This is a genomic window from Streptomyces sp. NBC_01549, from assembly GCF_026339955.1.
In the GTDB taxonomy this organism is placed as follows: domain Bacteria; phylum Actinomycetota; class Actinomycetes; order Streptomycetales; family Streptomycetaceae; genus Streptomyces.
The window spans coordinates 2,667,006-2,691,505 of sequence record NZ_JAPEPW010000001.1; the positions used below are offsets into that span (position 1 = coordinate 2,667,006).

Below are 24,500 nucleotides of genomic sequence, written 5' to 3' on the forward strand. Positions count from 1 at the left end.
CTCATTTCTCATGCAGCATTCCGGTTCGTAATCCACTCCGCCGCACCCAGGGTGCGGCCGGCGAGCGACACGGGAAGTGGCCACTCGATGGCAGTGCAAGAGGGCGTCGTCCCTGAGGCGGCGGGCACACCGGAGGCCCCCGGCGGCACAGTTCACCGGCTCAAGCCGAACGCGATCGGGCTGCTGGGCGTGGTCTTCATGGCCGTCGCGACCGCCGCCCCGATCACCGCCATGACGGGCAACGTGCCCTTCATGGTCTCCGCGGGCAACGGCATCGGCGCCCCGGCGAGCTATCTCGTCGCAATGGTCGTCCTGGCAATCTTTGCGGTCGGCTTCACCTCGATGGCGAAGCACATCACCTCCACCGGCGCCTTCTACGGCTTCATCTCCTACGGCCTCGGCCGCACCGCGGGACTCGCCTCGGGACTGCTGGCCACCTTCGCCTACGTCGTCTTCGAACCGGCCCTGATCGGTATCTTCTCGACCTTCGCCACCGGAACCCTCAAGGACCAGACGGGACTTGACGTGCCCTGGTGGGCGTTCGCGATCCTGATGCTCGCCGTCAACGCGACGGGCACGTGGTTCGGGGTGTCCGTCGCCGAGAAGCTGCTCGTCGTCCTGCTGGCCACCGAGGTGACGGTCCTGGCCGCCATGGCCGTCTCCGTCGCCCTGCACGGCGGCGGCCCGCACGGTTTCACCTTCGGCCCGGTCAACCCGGTCAACGCCTTCAAGGGGACCTCGGCGGGCCTCGGCCTCTTCTTCGCCTTCTGGTCGTGGGTCGGCTTCGAGTCGACGGCGATGTACGGCGAGGAGTCCCGCGACCCGAAGAAGATCATCCCCAAGGCGACGATGATCTCCGTCCTGGGCGTCGGCGTCTTCTACGTCTTCGTCTCCTGGATGGCCATCATCGGCAACGGCGAGAGCGAGGCCGTCACGGCCGCCTCCTCCTCGAACCCGCTCGCCCTGTTCTTCAACCCCACCGAGCGCTACGTCGGCCACTGGGCCGTCGACGTCATGCAGTGGCTGATGATCACCGGCTCGCTGGCCTGTGGCATGGCCTTCCACAACTGCGCCGCCCGTTACATGTACGCGCTGGGCCGTGAGGGCGTCCTCCCCTCGCTCCAGCGCACGATCGGACGCACCCACCCCCAGCACGGCTCCCCGCACATCGCGGGCCTTGTCCAGACGGTCGTCAGCGCCGTCCTCATCGCCGCGTTCTGGATCGCCGGGAAGGACCCGTACACCGGCACGTACGTCCTGCTCGCCATCCTCGGCACGATGGCCATCCTGGTGGTGCAGGCGGTCTGCTCCTTCGCGGTGCTGGCTTACTTCCGCAGGAACCACCCCGAGAGCAGGCACTGGTTCAGGACCTTCACCGCCCCGCTCGTCGGCGGCCTCGCGATGCTCGGCGTGGTCGTCCTGCTGGTGTCCAACATGGGCGCCGCGGCCGGCACCGAGTCCGGCTCCCTCGTTCTCAAGGCGACCCCCTGGATCGTCGCCCTGATCGCGGTGGGCGGCGTGGCCTACGCGACGTACCTCAAGCGCCGTGCACCGCAGCGGTACGCCCTGCTCGGGCGGACGGTCCTGGAGGAGACCAAGGAGAGGTAGGAAAACGCCGCTTCTCTCTTCGGCGAGGGCTCTCAGCCCTCGCCGAAGTGCTGCTCCCGGTGGATCCGCCAGCGGTCCATCATCGACTCCAGCTCGCCCTCCATGAACTCGAAGAAGGCAAGGGTCTCCGCGAGCCGACCGCCCGCCGGGGTGTCCGCGCCCAGGCTGGCGACGCCTTCGCGCAGCGCGTCCTCCCAGCGCTTGATGATCGCCTCACGATTGGTGAGCGCCTCATACCACTGGTCGCTGTGCACGCGGTACCGCTCACGCCTCGAACCGGGCTCCCGCTCGCGCGACACCATGTGCACCTGTGCCAGATAGCGCACCGCGCCGGAGACCGCCGCGGGGCTGATCCGCAGTTGCTCGCCCAGTTCGACCGAGGTCAGAGCGCCGGTGTCCGAGGCGAGCAGCGCCCCGAAGACCCGGGACGGCATCCGGGGCATCCCGGCCTCCACGAGTTGCGCCGCGAAGTGCTCGACGAACCGCGAGACCGCCTCCGCGTCCCGACCCATCGCCCCTACCGCTCCCACCGCCTCCGGCTCTGCCATCCCTCGATTGTATCCGAGCGTTTATACAATTCGTTAACTTCACAAATTTCTGAAAGAAGCGTACGTTCTGAAGCATGACGAAGGGCAGGGCCAAGGGAATGACGAAGGCCACGACGAAGGCGATCACCGTCTCCGGGCTGCACAAGTCGTTCGGCGGGACGCACGCGCTGGACGGTCTCGACCTGGACGTCGAGGCCGGTGAGGTGCACGGCTTCCTCGGTCCGAACGGCTCCGGGAAGTCCACCACCATCCGGGTCCTGCTGGGCCTGCTGCGCGGCGACTCGGGCGCGGCGCAGGTGCTGGGTCGGGACCCCTGGGCGGACGCGGTGGAACTGCACCGCCGGGTCGCCTACGTACCCGGTGACGTCACCCTGTGGCGCAACCTCTCCGGCGGCGAGGTCATCGACCTGTACGGGCGCCTGCGCGGGGGGCTCGACCGGGCGCGGCGGACGGAACTGATCGAGCGCTTCGAACTCGACCCCACCAAGAAGGGCCGCACCTACTCCAAGGGCAACCGGCAGAAGGTCGCCCTTGTCGCCGCCTTCGCCTCGGACGTCGACCTGCTGATCCTCGACGAGCCCACGTCCGGTCTCGACCCGCTGATGGAGGGGGTCTTCCAGCGGTGTGTCGAGGAGGAACGCGACCGCGGCCGGACCGTCCTGCTCTCCTCGCACATCCTCAGCGAGGTGGAGGAGCTGTGCGACCGCGTCAGCATCATCCGCAAGGGCCGCACCGTCGAGAGCGGCACCCTCGCGGACCTGCGCCATCTGACCCGTACCAGCGTCACCGCCGAACTCGCGGGCCCGCCCAACGGGCTGGCGCACCTGCCCGGCGTGCACGGCCTCGACGTCCAGGGCCACCGGGTCAGGCTCCAGGTCGAGACCGACAAGCTCGACGCCGTACTGCGCTCGCTCACCGAGTCGGGCGTACGGTCGCTGACCTCGACGCCGCCGACCCTGGAGGAGCTGTTCCTGCGGCACTACCAGGACGACGTCCGGGTGAACGGCGATGGGGCGATGGCGCGATGACGGCCGCGACCACTGCCGTACGGGGCGGAGTACGAGCCCGTGGTTCCCGCCAACTCGCCGGAACGGGCGCGCTGTTGAGGTTCTCCCTGCGCCGCGACCGGCTGATGATGCCGCTGTGGGTCGGCGTGATCGGCCTGCTGGTGCTGTCCATGCCGAACTCCCTGAAGTCCGTCTACGCCACCCCCGCCGAACGCGCCGACCTCGCCCGCCAGATGCTCACCAACAGCTCCCTGCGCGCCACGTACGGGCCGGTGTTCGACGACTCGCTCGGCGGACTCACCGCCTGGCGCATCGGCGGCTACGCCGGGCTGTTCGCCGGGATCATGAGCCTGCTGGTCGTCGTACGGCACACCCGCGAGGAGGAGGAGAGCGGGCGGCAGGAACTCCTCTCGTCGGCGATGGTGGGGCGCCGGGCTCCCCTGACGGCGGCGCTGCTGGCCGCCCTCGTCGCCAACGGCGTGCTCGCGCTGCTCATCGCGGGCGGGCTGGCCGGGCAGGGCGGTTCCGGTGCGCTGGCTCTCGGGCTCGGCGTCGGGGGTGTCGGCATGGTCTTCGCCACCATGGCGGCGATCGTGGCCCAGCTCACCGAGAGCGCGCGGCTCGCCAAGGGGCTGACGGGCGGGCTGCTCGGCGCCGCGTTCGTGCTGCGGGCGGCGGGCGACTCGTCGACGAACGACGGTTCGTCCGTGTTGACCTGGGTGTCGCCGCTGGGGTGGCTGGAGAACGAACGCCCGTTCGCGCAGGAGCGGTGGTGGGTGCTGCCGCTGTTCGTCGCGGCCGTGGTGATCCAGGGCGCGGTCGCCTACGCGCTCGCCGGGCGGCGCGATGTCGGGATGAGCTTCCTGCCGACCCGGCCGGGGCCCGCGCAGGGGCGGCTCGGGTCGGCCGGGGCGCTGGCCTGGCGGCTGCAGCGGGGCGCCGTGCTCGGGTGGAGCCTGGGGTTCCTCGCCGCGGGGGCCGCGTTCGGCGGGATGACGAAGGGGGCCGCCGATCTCGTCGGGAGCAACGACAAGACTCGGCAGATCATCGAGCGGATGGGCGGGCAGTCCGGGCTCACGGACGCGTTCCTCGCGGCGATGGTCGGCATGCTCGGGATGGTCGCCGCGCTCTACGTCGTCTCGTCGGTGCTGCGTTTGCACGGTGAGGAGACCTCGCAGCGGGCGGAACCGGTGCTGGCGAACGCGGTGGGGCGGCTGCGGTGGGCCTGCGGCCACCTGGTCGTCGCCTTCGGCGGCGCGGCGCTCATCATGTCGCTGGGCGGGCTCGGACTCGGACTCGGATACGGCCATGAGCTCGGGCCCGTGCTCGGCGCCTGCCTCGTCCAGCTCGCGGCGGTCTGGACACTGGGCGGGCTGGCGGTCCTTCTGTACGGGCTCTCGCCGCGGCTGGCCCCGGGGGCCTGGGGCGCGGCCGGGGTGGCCCTGTTGCTGGGCTGGATCGGCCCCGCTCTGAACGTCCCCCAGGCCGCCATGGACCTCTCCCCCTTCGGCCACCTCCCCAAGCTCCCGGGCGGGGAGATGACGTGGACGCCGGTACTGACCCTGACGGCGATCGCCGTGGCCCTGACCGCCACAGGGCTGGCGGCGTTGCGACGCCGGGACATGAGCACCTGACGGCCGCCGCACCGGGACTGTGGGCCCTCGGCCAACGGGTCAGAGCACGACGCTGAGCCCCTCGAGCCCCCGGATCACGAAGTTCGGCTTGCGCTCCGGCTCCGCGGCGAGGGCGAGCGTCGGCGCCTTCTCCAACAAAGCGCCCATGGACGCCGTCAGCTCGAGACGGGCCAGCGGGGCGCCGATGCAGTAGTGGATACCGGCGCTGAAGGAGATGTGGGGGTTGTCCGAGCGGGAGAGGTCCAGCTTCTCCGGGGACGCGAAGACCTTCGGGTCGTGGTTGGCGGAACCGAAGAGCAGGGCGATCTCCGCGCCCCGGGGAACGGTCGTGCCGTCGATCTCGATGTCGTCCAGAACCCACCGCTCGAAGAGCTGGAGCGGGGTGTCGTAGCGCATCAGCTCCTCCACCGCCGTGGGGATCAGCGAGCGGTCACCGCGCAGGGCCGCCAGCTGACCGGGGTTACGGAACAACGCCCACCACCCGTTCACCGTGGCGTTCACCGTCGCCTCGTGCCCCGCGTTCAGCAGCAGGACGCAGGTGGAGATCATCTCCTGCTCGGTCAGGCGGTCCCCCTCGTCGTGCGCGGCGATGAGCCCCGAGATCAGGTCGTCGCCGGGCTCCTCGCGGCGCGTCGCGATCAGCTCCCGGAGGTACTCCGTGAACTCCACCGACGCCCGGACCGCCTTCGTCGCCGTCTCCTCGGAAGGGTTCAGCTCGTACATCCCGCAGATGTCCGCCGACCACGGCCTGAGCGGCGCCCGGTCGGACTCCGGGATGCCCAGCATCTCGGCGATCACGGCCACCGGGAGCGGCTCGGCGACATCGGTGAGCAGATCACCGCCGCCGGCCGCCACCAGCTCGGCGACCAGCTCGTTCGCCAGCCGGTCCACATACGGCCTGAGCTGTTCGACCGTGCGCGGCGTGAACGCCTTGGAGACCAGCCGTCGGATCCGCGTGTGGTCCGGCGGCTCCAGGTCCAGCATTCCGTGGTCGTTGAGGACATGGAACGGCTCGTGCTCGGGCGGAGGCGCCGTCCGCCCGAAGTCCTCGTGAGTGAAACGGTGCTGGTAGGTCCGTCCCAGGCGCCGGTCCCGCAGCAGCGCCGACACGTCCGCGTGGTGCGGGACCAGCCACTGGTCGGTGGGCTCGTAGTAATGCACCCGGCCGCGCTCGCGCAGCTCCGCGTACGCGGGGTACGGGTTCGCCACGAACTCCGGGTTCCAGGGATCGAAGGCCGACGGTGTCTGCGGGGACTGCGAAGACCGCGGGGACTGCGGGGACTGCGAGGACTGCGGGGTGTGCGAGGCTGCCATGGGCGGACGCTAACCCGACTCCGCCCCGCTGAACAGGGGTGTCCCGGCGAGCGGACCGACGGCGGGGACCCCCGTACCCCGCCGTCGGCATGTGAGTCACCCGGGTCACCTGGGTGTGATCAGCCGCGCCTCGTACGCGAACACCGCGGCCTGGGTGCGGTCCCGCAGACCCAGCTTCACCAGGATCCGGCTCACATGGGTCTTGATCGTGGACTCGGCCACGAACAGCCGCGAGGCGATCTCCGCGTTCGACAGTCCCTGGGCGATCAGGACCAGCACCTCCGTCTCCCGCTCGGCCAGGTCGCCGTAGGCCGCCTGCGCCGTGGCCGAGAGCCGTGGGGCGTCCGCGAGCTTGGAGAACTCGGTGATCAGCCGCTTGGTGACCGAGGGCGCGAGCAACGCCTCCCCGGCCGCCACCACCCGCACCCCGTCGGCGAGTTGGCGCGCCGAGGCGTCCTTGAGCAGAAAGCCGGAGGCTCCCGCGCGCAGCGCCTGGTACACGTACTCGTCGAGGTCGAAGGTGGTCAGCACCAGCACCTTCGCGGCGCTGTCCGCGGCGACGATCTCCCGGGTCGCCTCGATGCCGTTCATCTCCGGCATGCGGATGTCCATCAGCACGACGTCCGGAGCGAGCTCACGGACCCGCTCGACCGCGTCCCGGCCGTTGACCGCCTCGCCGACCACCTCGATGTCCGGCATCGCGCCGAGCAGCACCGAGAAGCCCTCGCGGACCATCACCTGGTCGTCCGCTATCAGGACGCGGATGGTGCCGTTCGTCATCCGGATTCCTCCGCAGCCCTCAGTGGCACCGGCAGGAAGACCGTCACCTCGTATCCCCCGTCGCCCGTCTCTCCCGTCGTCATCTCACCGTCCAGCATCGTGACCCGCTCGCGCATCCCGGTGATGCCGTGCCCCGCGCCATGGGTGGACTTCACCAGGGTGGTGCTCCGCGCGGGGCCGTTGACTATCCGCAGGCCGAGACCGCCGAGAACGTAGCCGATCTCGACGCGGGCCGTCGCGCCGGGTGCGTGCCGCAGGGTGTTGCTCAGCGCCTCCTGAACGATGCGGTACGCCGACAGCTCCACGCCCTGCGGGAGTTCACGCACCGCACCCGTGACCGTCTTCTCCACGCTCAGGCCCGCCTCCCGCACATTGGCGAGGAGCGCGCCCAGGTCGGCGAGGGTGGGCTGCGGGGCGTCCGGAGCCTCGTAGTCCGCGGCCCTCACGACACCGAGGACACGGCGCAGCTCGGTGAGCGCCGCCACCGCGTTCTCCCGGATGGTGACGAAGGCCTGCTCCAACTCGGGCGGCGGGTTCTCCACCCGGTAGGGGGCGGCCTCCGCCTGGATGGCGACCACCGACATGTGGTGGGCGACCACGTCGTGCAGCTCGCGGGCGATCGTGGTGCGCTCCTCCAGGAGGGTGCGCTTGGAGCGCTCCTGCGCCGTCTCCGACTGGTGGGCGGTCACCTCCTGCTCCGCCGCGCGGCGTATGTGCAGGACGGTGACGACCAGGAGGACCAGGGCGGAGAGGAACAGCAGCGGCGCCGTGTTGGTCCCGATGTGCCCGGCGCCGAAGAGGGACTCGGACATGAACCCGTACCCCGCGGTCAGCGCCCACATCCAGGCGGCGGTGCGCGGCCCGGTCCGCAGCGCCACGATCGTCAGCACCACCAGGTGGGTGATGAAGGCACCCGGCGGCCAGGGCCAGTTGCCCCAGCTGCCGCTGAACACGGCCGCGAACGGTGTCGCCGCCATGGAGAACCAGAAGGCTCCGACCGGCCGGACGAGCGTCAGCAGGACCGGGAGCAGCGCGAGGAGGCCGGGCACCAGACTCCCGATGCCGGGGGCGCCTTCGTTCGCGGTGCTCGCGACGGCCATCGCGAGCAGTCCGCACGCCGCGATCACGGCGTGCGGAGTCCAGACCGCGTACTCCCTGACGCGCTCGGGGAGGCGTCGGGCGAGCGGACCGTCCACCCGCATCCGCGGCAACGGACGGTAGGCGAAGGCATCGTGGAACAGGTCCTGCCGCAGCCCGCGCAGGGCGTCCGCGGCCAGCCGGAACTCCGGGCTGCGTGGCTTGGCTCCGCCGGGCGGCGTCATCTGCATCTGGGTCGTCTCGGTCACGTTCAAAACGGTAGGCCGCCTGCCGGGTCGCGGTCGTCACCAGTGAGAAGGGTCCTGCGGAATCCGTCTCAAGTACTACGGGTATCCCCCGGGAGGGAACGGGTGGCGGGCTCAGTAGCCGGACGGGCGTACCAGACCCGACTCGTAGGCGAAGACCGCGGCCTGCGTGCGGTCGCGCAGGCCCAACTTCACCAGGATGCGGCCCACGTGGGTTTTCACGGTCTGCTCGGCGACCACCAGGCGCTCGGCGATCTCCGCGTTCGACAGACCCTGCGCGATGAGTGCCAGTACCTCCGTCTCACGCTCGGTCAGCTCGCCCACGCGCTGCTTGAGCGGGGCGCGGGGTGTGGAGTCCAGGCGGGAGAACTCGGCGATGAGACGACGGGTGATCCCGGGGGCGAGCAGCGCGTCGCCCGCCGCCACCACCCGTACCGCCTCGGCCAGCTGGTCGGCGGACGCGTCCTTGAGCAGGAACCCGGAGGCGCCGGCACGCAGCGCCTCGTACACGTACTCGTCGAGGTCGAAGGTGGTGAGTACCAGCACCTTGATGTGGGGGGTCTCGCCGGTGATGCGTCTGGTCGCGTCGATACCACCGAGCTCGGGCATGCGGATGTCCATCAGCACGACGTCCGGGGCGAGTTCGGCGACCTTGGCGACCGCGTCCAGGCCGTCGACCGCCTGGCCGACCACCTCGATGTCGGGCTGGGTGTTGAGCAGCACGGTGAAACCCTGGCGGACCATCTGCTGGTCGTCGGCGATCAGTACGCGGATGGTGCTGCTCGTCATGGGCTCTCGTCTCCTGTGCGACCTGTACGACCTGTGCGATCGACGTCGGTAGATGGGGCGGTGGAAGGGGCGGTGGAAGGGGTGTCGCCGGTGGCCGCGCCGTCGCGGGGCAGGAAGGCCGCCACCACGAAGCCGGAGGTGCGCAGGGCCGGCACGGAGTCCGCGCCGGTGCCCGGGCTGCCGATGAGGGCGATGTCGTCCACGTCGAGCCCGCGTGCCGCACGGCCGCAGACGACCGTGCCGTACGAGTGACACAGCAGGGAGACGTGCGCCTTCTCGCCGACGACGCCCCGCAGTTCGCGTAGGAACCGTTCCTATGGACTGAGCGGGAGTGAGTCCTGTTGCCAGTACTCATGCTCAGCCGAGCGCCTCGAACGGTGTTGGGCGCTCTGGTTGCCCGCGTTCGCTCCACAGTCCGGCGGCACGCATCGTGTGCGTGGTCCGGGAATGCGGGGGCGGGGTCCCTCACGCCCAGGGGTGCCTGGTCCGGCCTGGACGGTCCGATGCCCCTGTACATCGCTCTGGTGTGCAGGGGGCGGTGTCGCCCGTCGCCGGATCGGATGCCCTTGGGCGCGCCGTCCGATCGCCACGGCGGCAGCCTCGTGGCGGGTCGTCTTCCTGGTTTCGTGGGTGAGGGGCTTCTGCCAGTGCTGGGCGCCCCACTTCGAGGTATAGGCCGGGTCGACCGCGATGACCGCGATGCCGGTCCGGTCGGCCATGGAGGCCAGGCGGGCGCGCAGTCTGCTGGTGGGCATGCCGGAGACGAGCTGCCGGAATCGGCGTTTGCGGCCGTGTTTCTCGCGGGTCTTCTCTGCTGTGAAGTCGAGGTCTTCGACGGCGATCGCTTTGACGCCGCAGGCCTTGGCCCAGTTCAGCAGCCGGATGAGGGCGTGGCGGACCTGGGCGTCACGGTGGCCGGCCAGTCCGGACAGGTCGAAGGGGAAGCGGCGTGGGTTTCCGGTCGGGTTGCCGTGGACGTCCAGGCGCCAGGCGGCGAGATGGTCGGCGTTCATGTCGACCCCGATCACGCCATCCGCCAGAGCCGCGGCCAGGGGGACGGTCCGGGACACCGGGATCTGCCAGGAGGCGGTCAGGTACCAGCGCCCGCGGGTCGTGTCGTAGTGGATGCGGTAGGCGACGGCCCGGTTCGCCTCCACCCGGTCCGCCCACTCCTCCCCTCGGTGCGGGAACCGCACCTGGCAGGCGAGGACGTACCGGCCGTGCGGGGCATTGGCCAACTCCTTGAGAGGGGCTGGGAGCTTGATGCTCACCTCACCGTCCGCACCGACGCGGATGGTCTCGTTACCGAACCGCTTCCCGGACTCACCGTCGGCCTTCAGGAACCACCGCTCGGCCTCCCACCGCTGTCGCCACTCGGCCTCGGTGAGCTGTGCGGCGGACAGGTGGTGGCGGGTGCGGGCCAGGTGCTTGCCGCCCCGTACGACGTGCACGACCCCGACATCACGGTCCGTGCGAGCCTGCTCCAGCCGGCCTTGAAGGACGTACAGGCGGCGGGTCTTGGCGTGCCACTCCCACTTGCTGTGGTATCCGCCCGGCGCCCGCCTGCCGCCCTTCTCCCGCAGAGGCAGGGACAGCCGGTGCCTGATCGTGCTGATACCGGCTTCCAAACTCTGGATGTGGGCGAGCTGACAGCGGCGGGACAGCGCCCACTGGTCGTGGCTGGCCTTGGTGATCGCTCCCGCCCACCGCGAGGAGGACAGGGGCGTCAGTTCCCGCTTGCGCGCCGCCCACGCCTCGCCGTCGTGCGCCAGAGCATCCGCGCAGCGCGCCTTCAGATCACGGGAGGCCAGCGCGCCCAGATGCGCGCCCACCAGCCGCAACACCTTCTCATCAGCAGGCGCGAGCTGCTTGAGCCGGGTACGGACCGCCACCCCCGAAGGACCGGACGCGACAAACGGCACTGCCAGCTTCCGCAGCCCACCCATCCCGCCCCCATACAGCCCTTGAAAACCCGGTCACCACACCCAACGAACAACACAGGAAAAGGTCACACATTCGACGGACGAACTCTCCTTCCCGTCCTGGAAGAGCAGCACCCCGCCCCTTCCTGCCGCCCGGAAGCGTCAGCGCTCACTCGTGCACGCCAGAACACGCTCGTACTCAGTCAAACGCCAGCAGTTCTCAACCCCTTCAGACGCGAGGCCGCGTCCTCGGCGCGGCCGGTCGTCAGGACCGTGGTGCTGACCGTGCCCGGTGTCTCGTAGCCGAGCCAGGCGATGACCGCCGTACGGGGGGCGGATCCATGGCGGCGTTCGGCGCTGTTGAGGCGGTCTTGCAGGGCCCCGGCTCCCGCTCGGAAGCGGCCGTAGGTCTCCAAGGTCGTGTCGGAACCCGGGACCAGGACCGCGACGCGGTCGGCGTGGGCGAGGTCGCCGAGGACCTCGACGGCCAGGCCCTGGCCGCGTCCGTCGAAGGAGAGGAAGTGGCGGGAGGGTGCGGCCATGGCGCGGTCCGCGGCGGCGCGGGTGCGGTCGCCGTGGCCGGCGGCCATACGGGACGCCTCGTCGGCGTTCGCCCGGTTCGCCGCGTAGGCCCTGTCCAGCGTCGCTGTCGTCGGCGGGGCCAGTGCGGCCGGGGCCGGGGCCGGGATCCGGGGGCGGGCCGCGGCGGAGACGGGGACGACCACGGCCGCCGTGATCAGCGCGGCGAGCAGGGTGCGGCACAGGCGCCGCAGGAATCGGACGGGTGGACTGGACGGCTCAAGGTCTGGATCAGGCGGTGGCGCCTGTGCGACTGGTGTCGCCCTCCCCGCCGCGTTCGGCTTCCCCCGGAGCTCCATGGCGTCCTTCCCGTCCAGTCCGCCCGCTCATCGGGCGCCTCTGGATGGGAAGTTACGGATCGTCACGTGTCGCTCGCGTCCCGCCAGGGAGCTCACCTGCGAGGTAGCTCTCAGGTATTACGGGTATGACCGGGAAACCCTGAGCGGAACGCTCGGGGCCTGAGCGAGGATCGCCGACACCCCCGCAACTCCGCCTGTTACCAGGCCAGTTGGGCGATCTCCTCGGCCACCACCGCGCACGCGTCCGCCGCCGGGTCGATCAGCGGGAAGTGGCCCACATCCTCCAGAAGTGTCAGGCCGACCACCTCGCCCGCCCTGGCCGCCGCCTCCGCGTACGACTCGGCGACCGCCTCCGGGACGACGACGTCGGTGCGGCCCTGCACGAGGGCCGTGGCGATGCCGGTGGGCAGCAGGAACGCCGGGTCGGCATACGGCTGACGCTCCGCGAACCTCGCCTCGCCGCCCAGGAGCTGGCGGGAGGCTCCGGAGCAGACGTTCAGCTTCTCGGCGACCGTGAAGTCCGCGATCGGGGCGAGCGCGACGACCCCGCGCAGCGGGGCGGGGCGGTCGGTGCGCCAGGCGGAGTCGGCGGGCAGGACGTGGCGGGCGGCGGCCCACAGCGCGAGGTGGCCGCCGGCCGAGTGGCCGGTGATCACCGTACGGCGGAGGTCCGCCTGCGGCAGGTGCTCACCGGCGAGCGCCGGCAGCGCGTCGAGAGCCGCCGCGATGTCGTCGAAGGTGTCCGGCCAGCGGCCCGCGACCGGGCCCTCACCACCCTGCGCGGGGATCGCGGCGCCCCGGCGGTACTCCACGTTGGCCACGGCGAAGCCCCGACGGGCCAGGAAGTCCGCGAACGGGGTGATGTGGCGACGGTCGTACGGGGCGCGCCAGGCGCCGCCGTGCAGAACGATCACCAGCGGGGCGGGGACCTCGGGGTCGGGTTCGCGCGGGGTGTAGAAGTCGATCACCTGGTCGGGATGGTCGCCGTACGTGGCGGTGACGTCGGGGTCGACCGGCGGGTGGGAGAAGGCCGAGGCCTCCTCGGCGGCGTCCCGTGCTGCGGCGTCGTCCGGCATGCTCCAACCTCTCAGCGGTGAAACGGATTTGGCGGACCAGGAGTGATTTCGGCCGTTGGCGGGGACGGTATCAGGCCCGTGACGTGCGTCTACACCCGGATGTCACACACGGTGAGGGGGAAAGGGTTCTGGTGTTTCGTCAGGATGGGCGCGGCACGGGGCGGGGAGCGTGGGAGCCGTCCTCGGACAGCGGGCGGGCAGGGGCTTTCAGGGCCGCGGGGAACCGCGCCGCCAACCCCCACCCGCCCGCGGCCGAAGAACACACCCGGGCTGAGCCCGCTATCCCACCGTCTCCCCCAACACCCGTGCCGCCCGCTCCACGTCACCGAAGCCCACATACAGGGGGGTGAAGCCGAAGCGGAGGACGTCGGGGTGGCGGAAGTCGCCCACGACGTCTTGTTCGATCAGCCGCTTCATGACCTCGCCCGCGTCCGCGCAGCGCAGGGCGACCTGGCTGCCGCGTTCGGCGTGGGCGGAGGGGGTGAGGGACTCCACTCGGCCCTGGGGGACGTACGCCGTGACGCATTCCAGGAAGAAGTCGGTCAGGGCGAGGGACTTGGTGCGGACGGAGTCGATCGAGACGCCTTCCCACACCTCCAGCGCGGCCTCCAGGGCCAGCATGGAGAGGATGTCCGGGGTGCCGACGCGGCCCCGCAGGGCGCCCGGGGCCGGTTCGTAGGCCGGGCTCATGCCGAAGGGGTCGGCGTGGGAGTTCCAGCCGGGGAGCGGGGAGTCGAAGCGGGGCTGGAGATCGGCGCGGACGTAGAAATACGCCGGGGAGCCCGGGCCTCCGTTCAGGTACTTGTATGTGCAGCCGACCGCGAGGTCGACCCCGTGGCGGTCGAGGTCCACCGGCAGGGCCCCGGCGCTGTGGCACAGGTCCCAGACCGCCAGGGCGCCCGCGTCGTGGATCGCGGACGTGAGGGCCGGAAGGTCGTACAGGCGGCCGGTGCGGTAGTCGACGTGGTTCAGCAACACCGCCGCCGTGCGGGGGCCGAGTGCGGAGGGGACCTCCGACGGATCCATGGGGCGCAGTTCGCAGCCCGTCATGCGGGCCGCCGACGCCGCGATGTAGCCGTCCGTCGGGAACGTCGTCGCGTCGACGATGATCTCGTTACGCCCGGCGGAGGACAGAGCGGCCAGGCGGACCGCTCCCACCAGGGCCTTGAAGACATTCACGCTGGTGGAGTCGCCCACCACGATCTGGCCCGGGGCCGCTCCGACCAGCGGCGCGATCCGGTCGCCGATCCGTTCCGGCGCCGTCCACCAGCCGCTCTCCTCCCAGGAGCGGATGCGCAGTTCGCCCCACTGGCGGCGTACGACGTCGTCGACCCGGCCGGGGACCGCCGCCGGGAGCGCGCCGAGCGAGTTCCCGTCCAGGTACACCACGTCGTCCAGGACGAACTGCGCGCGCAGTTTGGCGAGTTCGTCGGAGGCGTCCAGCTCGGCGGCCCTGACACCCAGGTCAGACCGCTCAGACCTTTCGAACCGCTCAGACCTTTCGAGCCGCTCAGGCCTTTCAAACCGCTCAGGCCTTTCAAACCGCTCAGACATGGGACCTCGCCGTCCACAGCTCGGGGAACACGTTCTTCTGCGCCCGCTTCTCCAGCCAGGCCACCCCGGCGGAACCCCCCGTGCCCGTCTTCGCGCCCATCGCACGGCGTGTCGCGACGAGATGGTCGTTGCGCCATCGCCACACCAGTTCGGCGACGTCCGTCAGCACCTCGCCGAGGCGGGCGAGTTCGTCGTGCTCGTCGCCCGCGTACAGGGTCGTCCACACCGCCTCCACCTCCGGCGAGGACTCGTAGCGCCGGGACACGTCCCGGTCCAGTACGGACGCCGGGATCGCGTGGCCGCGGCGCGCGAGCAGCCTCAGGACCTCGTCGTACAGGCTCGGTTCGTGCAGTGCCTTCTCCAGCTCGGCGTGCACGCGCGGCGCGCCCCGGTGCGGGACCAGCATGGACGCGGACTTCTCGCCGAGCAGGAACTCCATCCGGCGGTACATCGCGGACTGGAAGCCGGAGCCCTCGCCGAGGGCCGAGCGGTAGGAGTTGAACTGGGCGGGGGTGAGCTGGGCGAGGGGCCGCCAGGAGGCGTTCAGCGCCTCCAGCTCCCGTAGGGACCGCTTCAGCGCGGCCACCGCGACCGGCACCCGGTCCTCCCGGAGCGCGTCCGCGGCGGTCTCCCACTCGTGGACGATGACCGTGAACCACAGCTCCATGACCTGGGTGGTGACCAGGAAGACCATCTCTCCGGGGTCGTCGGAGAGGGTGTGCTGGAGGTGGGTCAGAACGTCCGCCTGGACATAGTCCTCGTACGGAGTCGTTCCTTGGAAGTCGAGATGCGGGGTCTCGGGCTCCTGGGCCTCGACGGGCTGAGCCTGCTGGGACGACATCGCTGTCTCCTGATGCGTACTCCGGGTAGCGGTCCGCCCCTGCCGTTACCGACACGGGGGCCCCGGTCCCCACCGGGCATCCTCCACAATCGTCACCCGAAACCGCAAGGTCCGCCCGGTCACATCGACCAGGCGGACCCGTACGACCTGCGAGTACACCCTGACGGGTACTCCCTGGGACTCAGCCCAGCGTCTGCGCCGCCGTCGGCGAGGAGTCCTTCAGGAACTGGCTGCAGCGCTCGTACTCCTCCTGCTCGCCGATCGCCTGCGCGGCGCGGGCGAGGCCGTGCAGGGCGCGCAGGAAGCCGCGGTTCCGCTCCTGCTCCCTACCTGGCTCGCGATGCCTTCCCGACGTGTGGGGTGGGGCCGCTGCGCCCCTGCTGAGCGTCGACGGCCGGAGCCTTGCCCGGCGGCATCGGCAACGCGGTGACCAGCACCCTTCCGTAGGCGCCCATCACCGCCGCCGTCACGACGAGGATCACCAGCCAGCGCAGGTGCAGGCGGGCGGGCAGGCTGATCACCCAGGTCAGCGGCCCGCCGGACGCCGGACGTCCGGCACGGCGGGCACGGTTGCGTCTACCCCGGCTCATCGTCGCCTCCTTCTGTTCGTGGTCCGCGAGCGCGGACGGGTTCGGCCTATCTGGTCGCGGTGATCGAGGAGTTCCGACGGCATGTCGAAGGCGACGGCGCCCACGATCTGAGGACCATGAGGGGTGTCCCGGGTATAGCGGGCGACGAAGCGCTCGGAGCGGAGAGACCCCTCAGTGATCTCGACCTCGGTGCCGAGGGCCGGAATGCCCACAGCCTGTATCCGGGTGCCGTGCTGCTCGGACCAGAAGCGCGGGACCGGGGCGAAGCGCGCGGCACGTTCAGGCCCGCGCAGCAGCGCGTCGGCGGCCTGCTGGCCCATCTCCACGGCGTGAATGAGGTGCTCGATGCGCCGCGGCTCGGAGTCGAAGCGAAGGTTGGGCCAGCGAGCCACGTCACCTGCGGCGACGATGTGCGGAGTGGGGCGGCCCCACGCGTCGATCGCGTGACAGGTGGCGGCGCAGAGCACGCCGTCGGAGATGTCCAGTCCGCTGCCGCGCAGCCATTCGGTGCGCGGTTCGCCGCCCAGGCCGAGGACGACGAAGTCACAGTCGATGATCTCGTCGTCGTCCAGTCGCAGCCTCAGCACGTCACCGTGGTCCTGCCAGTCGACGACCTGCGTGCCGAGCCGCACGTCGACGCCGGCCCTGCGCTGGATGTCGCCGACCACGGCACCGAGGCGCTCGCCGAGTACCCGCCGTAGCAAGGGGGCACTGTGCACGACAAGGGTGACATCCAAACCACTGTCCCGGGCCGTGCACGCCAGTTCGCATCCGACGAATCCCCCGCCGAGGATCACCACGTGACGGGCCCGTGCGGCGTCCATCGCCTGTCGTACCGCGGCCGCGTCCCGCAGCGTGCGAATGGTGCGCACCCGCTCACTGAAGAGCGGGGCCTCGGGAAGGCGCTTGGCGCCCACCCCCGTGGCCACGACCAGCCCCTCGAAGGGCAGTCGCTCGCCACCCGGCATTTCGAGGGCCGATCCATAGAGGTCGAGGCCGACCAGTCGGGTGTTCAGCAGCCAATGGGCATCCAGCTCGGCGTCCGCCCTGAACATGAGCTGCTCTTCGCTCAGTTCACCCGACAGGTACTGCTTGGAAAGGGGTGGGCGGCTGTAGGGGCGGTGCGGCTCCTCCCCCACGATGACGAGTTCCCCGTCGAAGCCTCGCTCTCTGAGCCGGGCCGCCGCGCTCAGCCCGGCCAGCCCGGCCCCGGCGACGACGATGCGCCTGCTGCTTGTCCGGGCTCCTGTCCCGCTGCGCACAGGACGCGTGCCCCGCCGGTCGCCGGAGGACCCTGGGCCGGGCCTCTGTCCGCCCTCGATCGCGACGGCCTGCATGGGGCAGCAGCGCGCGGCCTGGCGCGCCTTGGCCGCGAGCTCCGCGGGGACACCGCGGGTGTAGTGCAGCGATCCGCCCTCGGAGATCCGGAAGACCTCGGGCGCCTCCTGCTGACAGATGCCGTAGATGTGGCACCGGTTGTTGTCCACGCTGATCCGGACCGGCTCGTCCTCCGGGACGAGCGCCGGCCGCGGCAGGCTGAACGACTCGGCCGAGATCGCGGGTGACTGGTGTACGACCGCGCGTTGCTGGTCCAGCGGCGTGATGTGCTGCGCCTGGCGCGGTACCGAGGGCACCATCCCATGGCTGTGGTTCGGGGCCGTGGGCCAGGTATGGACCTCCGGGGGGCCGGGATGGGGGTGTGTCACCGAGCCCCTCCGACCTCACTCGGGAAGGCACGCTGACGCAGCCTGGAAGCCGAGGGGAAGAGGCGTATCAGGAAAGCCACCAGCACCGTTCCGGCGCCTGCGGCGACGCCGACCGCGACCAGGTTCAGATGGCGCGGTTCTGGATGGACCAGGAAGATGTGCAGCCAGATCAGAGCGAAGGACGCGTAGGCGAGCTGGTGTGTCCTGAGCCAGCGGTGGTAGCCCAGGCGGTGTTGCAGCCAGACCGAGCAGGCGACGGCGATGGCCAGTTCCGTCCCCAGGATGCCGAGGCCCACCGGTACACGCTGGACGCCTCCGACGAACGGTACGGTCAGCTCCGGCCAGCCGATCCGCCAGATCGGCTGGTAGAGGAAGGTCAGGCCGTGGATACCCCCGAAGATCATCGCTGACAGCGCCAGCGTCATGTGGGCTCCGTAGAAGGTGGCCCGGTTGACGGCACGCTGCATGAACCGCAGCCGGAGCGTCACCCCCAGGACCACCGTGGAGACCATCAGCACATAGGCGACGAGTGCGGCCAACCGCGCGATCTGGTGCACGCCCGGGTCGTATGAAATGTGGTGGTTGTACGCGTCCAGCGACGACCCGGGTATCGGTTGCGTCGCTGCGGAGGCTCCGGAGCTCAGGAGTACGAAGACGCCGACCGTCATGAGCGCGACCGCCAGTTCTCCGGCAGGCGCGACAGCGGTAGGTCCGCATCTGACCGGCACCTTTTCGCGACCATGTAACGAGCCCCTCGTATTGACGTTCCTGCGGAATGCGCGATCTCGAAAAGCACGTTCCGCAGGGAATGACGGGTCTTCGAATTTAGTGGGGGTGTGCCTCCCGTCGGCTTCGCCGGGTGGTTGCGCAGCGTGAGCGGAGGCGTTGGTTCGCTCGGTTGCGGAAGCCGAAGGCGTTACGCGCTTCGAGCTTGATGAGGCGGTTGTTGCCCTCCGAGGCGGCGTTGGTGATCCCGGTGGTCAGGTAGGTCTCGATGCCGTCCCACCACTGCTCGATGGTCTCGGCGAGGGTGACGAGTTCGGGCAGGTGAGCGTGGTCGGCGACGTGGGCGAAGAAGCGGTGGCGGGCGGTGGAGATCGCGGAGTGGTCGGGGGTGACGTGCCTGCGGGTGACGGTCAGGCCCAGGAGGTCGCGCAGGAGTTCCTTGCCCTGCCAGGCCGCATAGATCTGTCGGCCGTAGGTCCCCATGTACTCCAACTCGGTCTTGAGGAGCTCGCGTTGTTCGTCGGTGAGGTCTTCCTTGTTGCGGCGCAGGAGCTTGCGGACGCTGTAGATGCTGTCGCCCTTGCGGGCCCGGCGGCCGTGCTGTTTCCAGGTGAGGCGTCGGCGCAGGTCGGCGAGGTGGCGCTGGGCGAGTTGCACGATGTGGAAGCAGTCCACGACCACCGCCGCGTGCGGCAGGGCACGGTGGACGGCGGCGCGGAAGGTGGAGCACAGGTCGATGGCGACGTAGCGGACCTGCTCGCGCCAGGCGGCGGGCCGGGCCGTCAGCCAGTCGGCGACGGAGGCGGAGTTGCGGCCCTCGACCTGGCCGAACAGGCCGCGCCCGCCGATCGCGTCGACGAAGCCGATGTGCCAGGCGTCCGCGACCAGCTCCCACTTCTCCGTGTCCGGGTTCTGCTCCCACACCGGCTTACCCCGCCGGGTCTCGTCGATCCCGATCGCCTCGGTCACCGGCGGCTCCTCGGGCAGGACCTTCGCGGCGTAGTCCTCGAAGCAGTGCTGCACGATCGGCCAGGACAGGCCCAGATCCCGGCCGGCCTGCACCACCGATCGCCCGCCGTCACACACCGCGGCCCCGGCCGCCCGCCGAAGCGCCCCGGTCGTACGCATCCGCGCGGGTACCTGGCCTATGGACTCGGTGAACGAGCGGCGGTCGCAGTCGAGTTCGGTGCAGTGCCAGCGTGCCTTGCGCCACCGGATACTCACCGGGCGCCCGCCGCAGGACAGGTGTCTGGGGGCGGTGGTGCGGTAGTCCTTCAGCCGGGTGGAGAAAACCCCGCACGAGGGGCAGGCCCTCGCGGACTCCTCGTTCGTCACGACGTATACCGTCGATCCGCCTGCCTTGTCGTCCTTGACCTGCGTCACACTCACCCCCTCCAGCCCAAGCAGTCGCGTCGCAGCCTCGTTGGTCCCGGTATCGTCGATGCTCAAGCCCGTGGGTTCTTCATGATCGGTTGCCTAGACAACAACCATGATCACGAAGACCCGCGGGCTCCTTGCGTCCAGGCCACCCACACCCCAGGCCCATCACGCTCGGTGACTGAACGTCAGGCCGTCACCGCCGCACCCCCACTAAATTCGAAGACCCGGAATGACACCCACGCCCCGAAGCCCTGCCTCCCTCTGCACGTTCCCCTTGGAGGGACACAGCTTGGCCACAGAGGCTACATGACCCTCACAGGCCGAAAAGTGCCCGTGAGTGAGGAGATCAAGGAGGTTATGTCCCTGTATGTCCATTTTTTGAATGGGGGAAAATCATCCCGCGCGGGTTGCCTATGAATTCCCTCTGAGTTCGGCACGTGGGGCGATTCCTCAATATCGACCGATTCCGGCGAACGGAGACGAACCGCACTTGTGAAAGTCCTCTCATCCCTTGCCGCTGACTCATCAGTGACAAATATCCCCCGACGCGATGCCTCACACTGGGGCCGAACCGTCGTCAATGCGGATCGGCATCCGTGCGACACCACTTCTCACTCGTTCCCTGAGCCGTACCGCCTGGGATCCATGGGGTCAATAATCCCGATGGGCTTCAGAGGCAACTGAGAGGTCCCTGTGAAAAAGTGCCGCGGTTGCCCCGTATCGGCTGGGGATCCAGTCCACGCGCGTACGGTCCGGCCACCACCATGGAGAAAACCCACATGAGTCTCACTGTTGTCAGCGGACTGCCCGCACACGTCCTGTTCGTGCACGCCGTCATCGTGCTCGTGCCTCTGAGCGCACTCGCACTCGTGGTGTGCGCGGCCTGGCCCGACGGCGCCCGGCGGCTCGGCCTGCTGCTGCCCGTCCTCGCACTCGTGACGCTGGCGAGCGTCCCGTTGGCCACACACGCGGGAGAGTGGCTGGAACAGCACGTCGGCAGCGACCCGCTGGTGCGCAGGCACGCCGAACTCGGCGACGGCCTGCTGCCGTGGGCTCTCGGCCTCTTCGTGATCTCGGCCGTCGTCTGGTGGACGGCCCGCCGCTCGGCGCCCGCCCCGGACGGCACGTCGGGCGCCTCGTGGTCACCCTCGGTACTGCTGCGGAGCGCGGTCGTGATCCTCTCCCTCGCTGTCGCGGTCGGCGCCGTGGTGGACGTCTACCGCATCGGCGACTCGGGCGCCAAGGCGGCCTGGCACGACAACTACTCGAAGACGGCCACGGAGCACGACGGCTGACGGACGAAGTCGACGGTGGGCCCAGTTCCTCCAGATCGACGATCGAGGCACAGACCGGCAAGTGGCAGACTGCTGCCATGACTACGCACCAGAACCTGCTCGGCGGCCCGGAGCCGACGTACCTGCCGGAGAACGAAGACGCGTACCGCCTGCTGGGCGCGGAGTCCCAGCCTCCGGTCGAGGTCGCGGCGAAGCACCCCACGTTCTCACTCGCCTGGGCGATGCTCGCCGACGACGCCTTCGAGGCGGGGCGAGTGGTCGAGTCGTACGCGTACGCACGGACCGGCTATCACCGCGGTCTGGACGCACTGCGCCGGGCCGGATGGAAGGGCCACGGCCCCATCCCTTGGGACCACCGGGCCAATCGCGGCTTCCTGCGTTGCCTCGCCGCCCTCGCTCGTGCCGCGGGCGAGATCGACGAGAAGGACGAGTCGGAGCGTTGCTGGCAGTTCCTCAAGGACAGCAGCGCCGAGGCGTACACCGAGCTGAAGCGGTAACAATCACCGCAGTTGAGACGTCTGTGCCGCCGTCACTCAGACAGCGACGGCCGCACGGGGTACCCGGCCGCCCGGGGTACCCGCCCGGTCCGGCTCCGCGCCCGGCCGCGGAGCCGGACACAAACACGGACACGGACACGGACACGGACACGGACCATGGCCTCACGCGGACGGCCGCGGCCTCGCGGGTTCCAGTGGCGGGGCCGTCACACAGCCGTGCGTACGGCACTGGGGGCACCGGCAGTCGGGAGCCGGGCGGCGCACGGTGGCGAAGGCAAGTACCGCCCCGACGACCAGCACCCCGGCGCACAGCGGCATCGCGCGCCGGAAGGCGGCGTCGAAGGCGTCCGCCGAGCGGTACGCCTCCGGGCCCATCCCGGTCAGCAGCGGCAGCGCGGCCACCGCGATCAGTCCGGCAGCCCGGGCCGCCGCGTTGTTGATCCCGCTGGCCAGGCCCGCCCGCCCGGCGTCCACGGAGGCGAGGACGGTCGCGGTCAGGGGCGCGACCAGGGTCACCATGCCCGCGCCCATCACCAGCAGCGCGGGGAGCACATCGCTGACGTACGAGGCGTGCGGGCCCACCCGCAGCATGAGCAGCATGCCCGTCGCGCACAGCAGGGGGCCGACGGTGAGCGGGATGCGCGGGCCGATGCGCTGGGCGAGCTCGCCGGAGCGGGCGGAGAAGAGCAGCATCAGGACGGTCGTCGGCAGCAGCGCCGTACCGGCGCCCAGGGCCGAGTAGCCCGCCACGACCTGGAGCTGGAGCGCGGTCAGGAAGAAGAAGCCACCGAAGGCCGCGTACACGCACAGCGTGACGAGGTTGACGGCCGTGAACTGGCGCGACGCGAAGATGTCCGGCGGCATCATCGGATCGGGGCGGCCCCGCTCGACGTACACGAACGCCACGCCGGCCGCCACGCCCCCGGCCGCCGACACCCACACCAGTACGGAACCGCTCGTGGCCTCGATCAGGGCATATGTCACCAGCGCGAGCGCCAGGGCGCCGAGGGCGGCGCCGAGCACGTCGAAGCCACGGCGGTGTGTGCGGCCGTCCGCCGACTCGGGGACGTGGCGCAGGGCGACGGGGACGCAGATCAGCGCCACCGGCAGGTTGATCAGGAAGACCCAGCGCCAGCCGGGGCCGTCCACCAGCCAGCCGCCCAGGAACGGGCCGACCGCCGCGCCGACGCCGCCGAAGCCCGACCACAGGCCGACGGCCCTGGCCCGGTCGTCGGGGTGGAAGGAGGCCTGGATGAGCGCGAGCGATCCGGGGGTCAGGAGCGCCCCGCCGATCCCCTGCAGGGCGCGGGCCGCGATCAGTACGCCCCCGGTCGGCGCGAGGCCGCACAGCAGCGAGGCGGAGGCGAACCACACCACACCGAGGACGAAGATCTTGCGCCGCCCGAAGCGGTCGCCGAGTGACCCGCCGAGCAGGATCAGGCCCGCGAGGGTCAGCATGTACGCGTTCACGGTCCACTGGAGGGCGGCGAGGCCCGTGCCCAGGTCACGGCCGATCGTGGGCAGCGCGACGTTGACGACCGTCGAGTCCAGCATGGCCATGCTGGAGCCGAGGACGGTGGTCAGCAGGACCCACTTGCCGGTGGGGCTGGCGATCCGTACACCGGGCCCCGTTCCCGGACCTGATCCTGGGCCTGATCCCGGCCTCGGCCTCGGTCCCGGACCCGGTCCCGGATCCGTTCCTGGACATGTTCCCGGCCCCGGACCCGTTCCCGGACCCTCGCCTGGATTCTCCTGCGGAAGCGCGGCCATACCTCGGAGCATACGGAAAGGCTCGGCACCGCGGGGGGTGCCGAGCCCTTACTCGTACGGTCCGGGGAGAACCCGGGTGACTACTTGAGCTTGTTGCCCGCGGAGCGCAGCATCTCGCACGCCTCGGCGACACGCCCCGCCATGCCCGCCTCGGCGAGCTTGCCCCAGGTGCGCGGGTCGTAGGTCTTCTTGGAACCGACCTCGCCGTCGACCTTCAGGACACCGTCGTAGTTCTTGAACATGTGGTCCGCGACGGGGCGCGTGAACGCGTACTGGGTGTCGGTGTCGAGGTTCATCTTCACGACGCCGTTCTCCAGCGCGGTGGCGATCTCCTCGGCCGTGGAACCGGAGCCGCCGTGGAAGACGAAGTCGAACGGGGACGGCTTGCCGTACTTGGCGGCGACGCCCTCGCTCAGCTCCTTCAGGAGGTCGGGGCGCAGCACGACGTTGCCCGGCTTGTAGACGCCGTGCACGTTGCCGAAGGACGCGGCGAGCAGGTAGCGGCCCTTCTCGCCCAGGCCGAGGGCCTCGGCGGTGCGCAGCGCGTCGTCGACGGTGGTGTAGAGGGAGTCGTTGATCTCGTGGCTGACGCCGTCCTCCTCACCGCCGGTCGGGGTGATCTCGACCTCGAGGATGATCTTCGCGGCGGCGGCCTTGGCGAGCAGCTCCTGGGCGATGGCCAGGTTGTCGGCGAGGGTCTCGGCGGAGCCGTCCCACATGTGCGACTGGAACAGCGGGTTCTCGCCCTTGGCGACGCGCTCGGCGGAGATGTCGAGCAGCGGACGCACGTACGTGTCCAGCTTGTCCTTGGGACAGTGGTCCGTGTGCAGCGCGACGGTGATGTCGTACTTGGCGGCGACGATGTGCGCGAACTCGGCGAGCGCGACGGCGCCGATCACCATGTCCTTCTTGTGCTGGCCGCCGAGGAACTCCGCACCACCGGTGGACATCTGGATGATGCCGTCGCTCTCCGCCTCCGCGAAGCCGCGCAGTGCAGCGTGCAGGGTCTGGGAGGAGGTCACGTTGATGGCCGGGTAGGCGAACTTGCCTGCCTTCGCCCGGTCGAGCATCTCGTTGTAGACCTCGGGGGTTGCGATGGGCATCTGTCCGCTCCTTGTATGTGCGGGTCTGCGTACCGCTGATGCGGTACGACGGGACTGGTGCTTTCGGCCCTGACCTGGGGGGGGCGACGTCATCGTCGTCCCCATCTTTCCAGACTTGACCGGATGCTCCAGACACCCT

At 70.3% G+C, this 24,500-nt stretch carries 19 protein-coding genes and 4 pseudogenes; 5 read left to right on the forward strand and 18 right to left on the reverse strand.

The window, feature by feature from the left end; genetic code table 11:
- Positions 1–87: 87 nt before the first annotated feature.
- Positions 88–1,608, forward strand: coding sequence for an APC family permease (locus tag OG819_RS11550; RefSeq protein ID WP_266626933.1), 1,521 nt, complete (start codon positions 88–90; stop codon positions 1,606–1,608).
- 32 nt (positions 1,609–1,640) lie between these two features.
- On the opposite strand, the gene OG819_RS11555 is transcribed toward OG819_RS11550, so the two are convergent.
- A complete protein-coding gene (locus OG819_RS11555; protein ID WP_266626931.1) occupies positions 1,641–2,156 on the reverse strand; it encodes a GbsR/MarR family transcriptional regulator in 516 nt (171 codons plus the stop codon).
- A 74-nt stretch (positions 2,157–2,230) separates the two neighbouring features.
- Between OG819_RS11555 and OG819_RS11560 the strand changes: the two genes are divergently transcribed.
- Positions 2,231–3,184: an ABC transporter ATP-binding protein gene (locus OG819_RS11560; RefSeq protein ID WP_323138155.1), complete on the forward strand. Its 954-nt coding sequence runs from the start codon at positions 2,231–2,233 to the stop codon at positions 3,182–3,184.
- Positions 3,181–4,797, forward strand: coding sequence for an ABC transporter permease (locus tag OG819_RS11565; RefSeq protein ID WP_266649249.1), 1,617 nt, complete (start codon positions 3,181–3,183; stop codon positions 4,795–4,797). Before OG819_RS11560 ends, OG819_RS11565 begins: the two co-directional genes overlap by 4 nt.
- A gap of 39 nt (positions 4,798–4,836) precedes the next feature.
- On the opposite strand, the gene OG819_RS11570 is transcribed toward OG819_RS11565, so the two are convergent.
- From OG819_RS11570 to OG819_RS11640, 15 genes and pseudogenes are all read right to left on the reverse strand, one after another.
- Positions 4,837–6,111: a cytochrome P450 gene (locus OG819_RS11570; RefSeq protein ID WP_266649251.1), complete on the reverse strand. Its 1,275-nt coding sequence runs from the start codon at positions 6,109–6,111 to the stop codon at positions 4,837–4,839.
- A gap of 105 nt (positions 6,112–6,216) precedes the next feature.
- Entirely contained in the window at positions 6,217–6,891 is a 675-nt protein-coding gene (locus OG819_RS11575; RefSeq protein WP_266649253.1) for a response regulator transcription factor, read from the reverse strand.
- On the reverse strand, positions 6,888–8,237 hold the full coding sequence (locus OG819_RS11580) for a histidine kinase (RefSeq protein WP_266649255.1): 1,350 nt from the start codon (positions 8,235–8,237) through the stop codon (positions 6,888–6,890). The genes OG819_RS11575 and OG819_RS11580 overlap by 4 nt, the downstream gene beginning before the upstream one ends.
- A gap of 111 nt (positions 8,238–8,348) precedes the next feature.
- A complete protein-coding gene (locus OG819_RS11585; RefSeq protein ID WP_266432045.1) occupies positions 8,349–9,023 on the reverse strand; it encodes a response regulator transcription factor in 675 nt (224 codons plus the stop codon).
- Between the two features lie 116 nt (positions 9,024–9,139).
- Positions 9,140–9,331 (reverse strand): annotated as a pseudogene (locus tag OG819_RS11590) (alpha/beta hydrolase); the annotation flags it as partial.
- A 6-nt stretch (positions 9,332–9,337) separates the two neighbouring features.
- Positions 9,338–10,969 (reverse strand): annotated as a pseudogene (locus OG819_RS11595) (IS200/IS605 family accessory protein TnpB-related protein).
- Positions 10,970–11,166: 197 nt separating this feature from the next.
- Positions 11,167–11,718, reverse strand: a pseudogene (locus OG819_RS11600) (alpha/beta hydrolase); the annotation flags it as partial.
- A 302-nt stretch (positions 11,719–12,020) separates the two neighbouring features.
- Complete coding sequence (locus tag OG819_RS11605; RefSeq protein ID WP_266626920.1) at positions 12,021–12,899, reverse strand: alpha/beta hydrolase; 879 nt, start codon at positions 12,897–12,899, stop codon at positions 12,021–12,023.
- 279 nt (positions 12,900–13,178) lie between these two features.
- Complete coding sequence (gene kynU, locus OG819_RS11610; RefSeq protein ID WP_266649259.1) at positions 13,179–14,453, reverse strand: kynureninase; 1,275 nt, start codon at positions 14,451–14,453, stop codon at positions 13,179–13,181.
- Positions 14,446–15,294, reverse strand: a complete 849-nt coding sequence (locus OG819_RS11615; RefSeq protein WP_266626916.1) for a tryptophan 2,3-dioxygenase family protein — start codon at positions 15,292–15,294, stop codon at positions 14,446–14,448. Before OG819_RS11615 ends, kynU begins: the two co-directional genes overlap by 8 nt.
- 181 nt (positions 15,295–15,475) lie before the next feature.
- Positions 15,476–15,619 (reverse strand): annotated as a pseudogene (locus OG819_RS11620) (DUF3151 family protein); the annotation flags it as partial.
- Between the two features lies 1 nt (position 15,620).
- Positions 15,621–15,884 (reverse strand): hypothetical protein, encoded by a 264-nt coding sequence (locus OG819_RS11625; RefSeq protein ID WP_266649261.1) that lies wholly within the window; start codon positions 15,882–15,884, stop codon positions 15,621–15,623.
- On the reverse strand, positions 15,881–17,521 hold the full coding sequence (locus OG819_RS11630; protein WP_266649263.1) for an FAD-dependent oxidoreductase: 1,641 nt from the start codon (positions 17,519–17,521) through the stop codon (positions 15,881–15,883). The genes OG819_RS11625 and OG819_RS11630 overlap by 4 nt, the downstream gene beginning before the upstream one ends.
- 65 nt (positions 17,522–17,586) lie before the next feature.
- The gene (locus tag OG819_RS11635; RefSeq protein ID WP_266626910.1) at positions 17,587–18,147 is read right to left on the reverse strand and encodes a ferric reductase-like transmembrane domain-containing protein; all 561 of its coding nucleotides are present in this window, start codon (positions 18,145–18,147) and stop codon (positions 17,587–17,589) included.
- A 268-nt stretch (positions 18,148–18,415) separates the two neighbouring features.
- The gene (locus tag OG819_RS11640; RefSeq protein WP_266647383.1) at positions 18,416–19,765 is read right to left on the reverse strand and encodes an ISL3 family transposase; all 1,350 of its coding nucleotides are present in this window, start codon (positions 19,763–19,765) and stop codon (positions 18,416–18,418) included.
- Between the two features lie 710 nt (positions 19,766–20,475).
- On the opposite strand from OG819_RS11640, the gene OG819_RS11645 reads away from it, so the two are divergent.
- Positions 20,476–20,991, forward strand: coding sequence for a DUF2231 domain-containing protein (locus tag OG819_RS11645; RefSeq protein WP_266649265.1), 516 nt, complete (start codon positions 20,476–20,478; stop codon positions 20,989–20,991).
- A 77-nt stretch (positions 20,992–21,068) separates the two neighbouring features.
- Positions 21,069–21,488: a DUF3151 domain-containing protein gene (locus OG819_RS11650; protein ID WP_266626906.1), complete on the forward strand. Its 420-nt coding sequence runs from the start codon at positions 21,069–21,071 to the stop codon at positions 21,486–21,488.
- 162 nt (positions 21,489–21,650) lie between these two features.
- Here OG819_RS11650 and OG819_RS11655 read toward each other — a convergent pair whose 3' ends face one another.
- Positions 21,651–23,258 carry an MFS transporter gene (locus OG819_RS11655; RefSeq protein WP_266649267.1) on the reverse strand — a complete coding sequence of 536 codons (1,608 nt, stop codon included), beginning with the start codon at positions 23,256–23,258 and terminating at the stop codon, positions 21,651–21,653.
- A gap of 80 nt (positions 23,259–23,338) precedes the next feature.
- Positions 23,339–24,361 carry a class II fructose-bisphosphate aldolase gene (gene fbaA, locus OG819_RS11660; protein ID WP_266432050.1) on the reverse strand — a complete coding sequence of 341 codons (1,023 nt, stop codon included), beginning with the start codon at positions 24,359–24,361 and terminating at the stop codon, positions 23,339–23,341.
- Positions 24,362–24,500 lie beyond the last annotated feature (139 nt).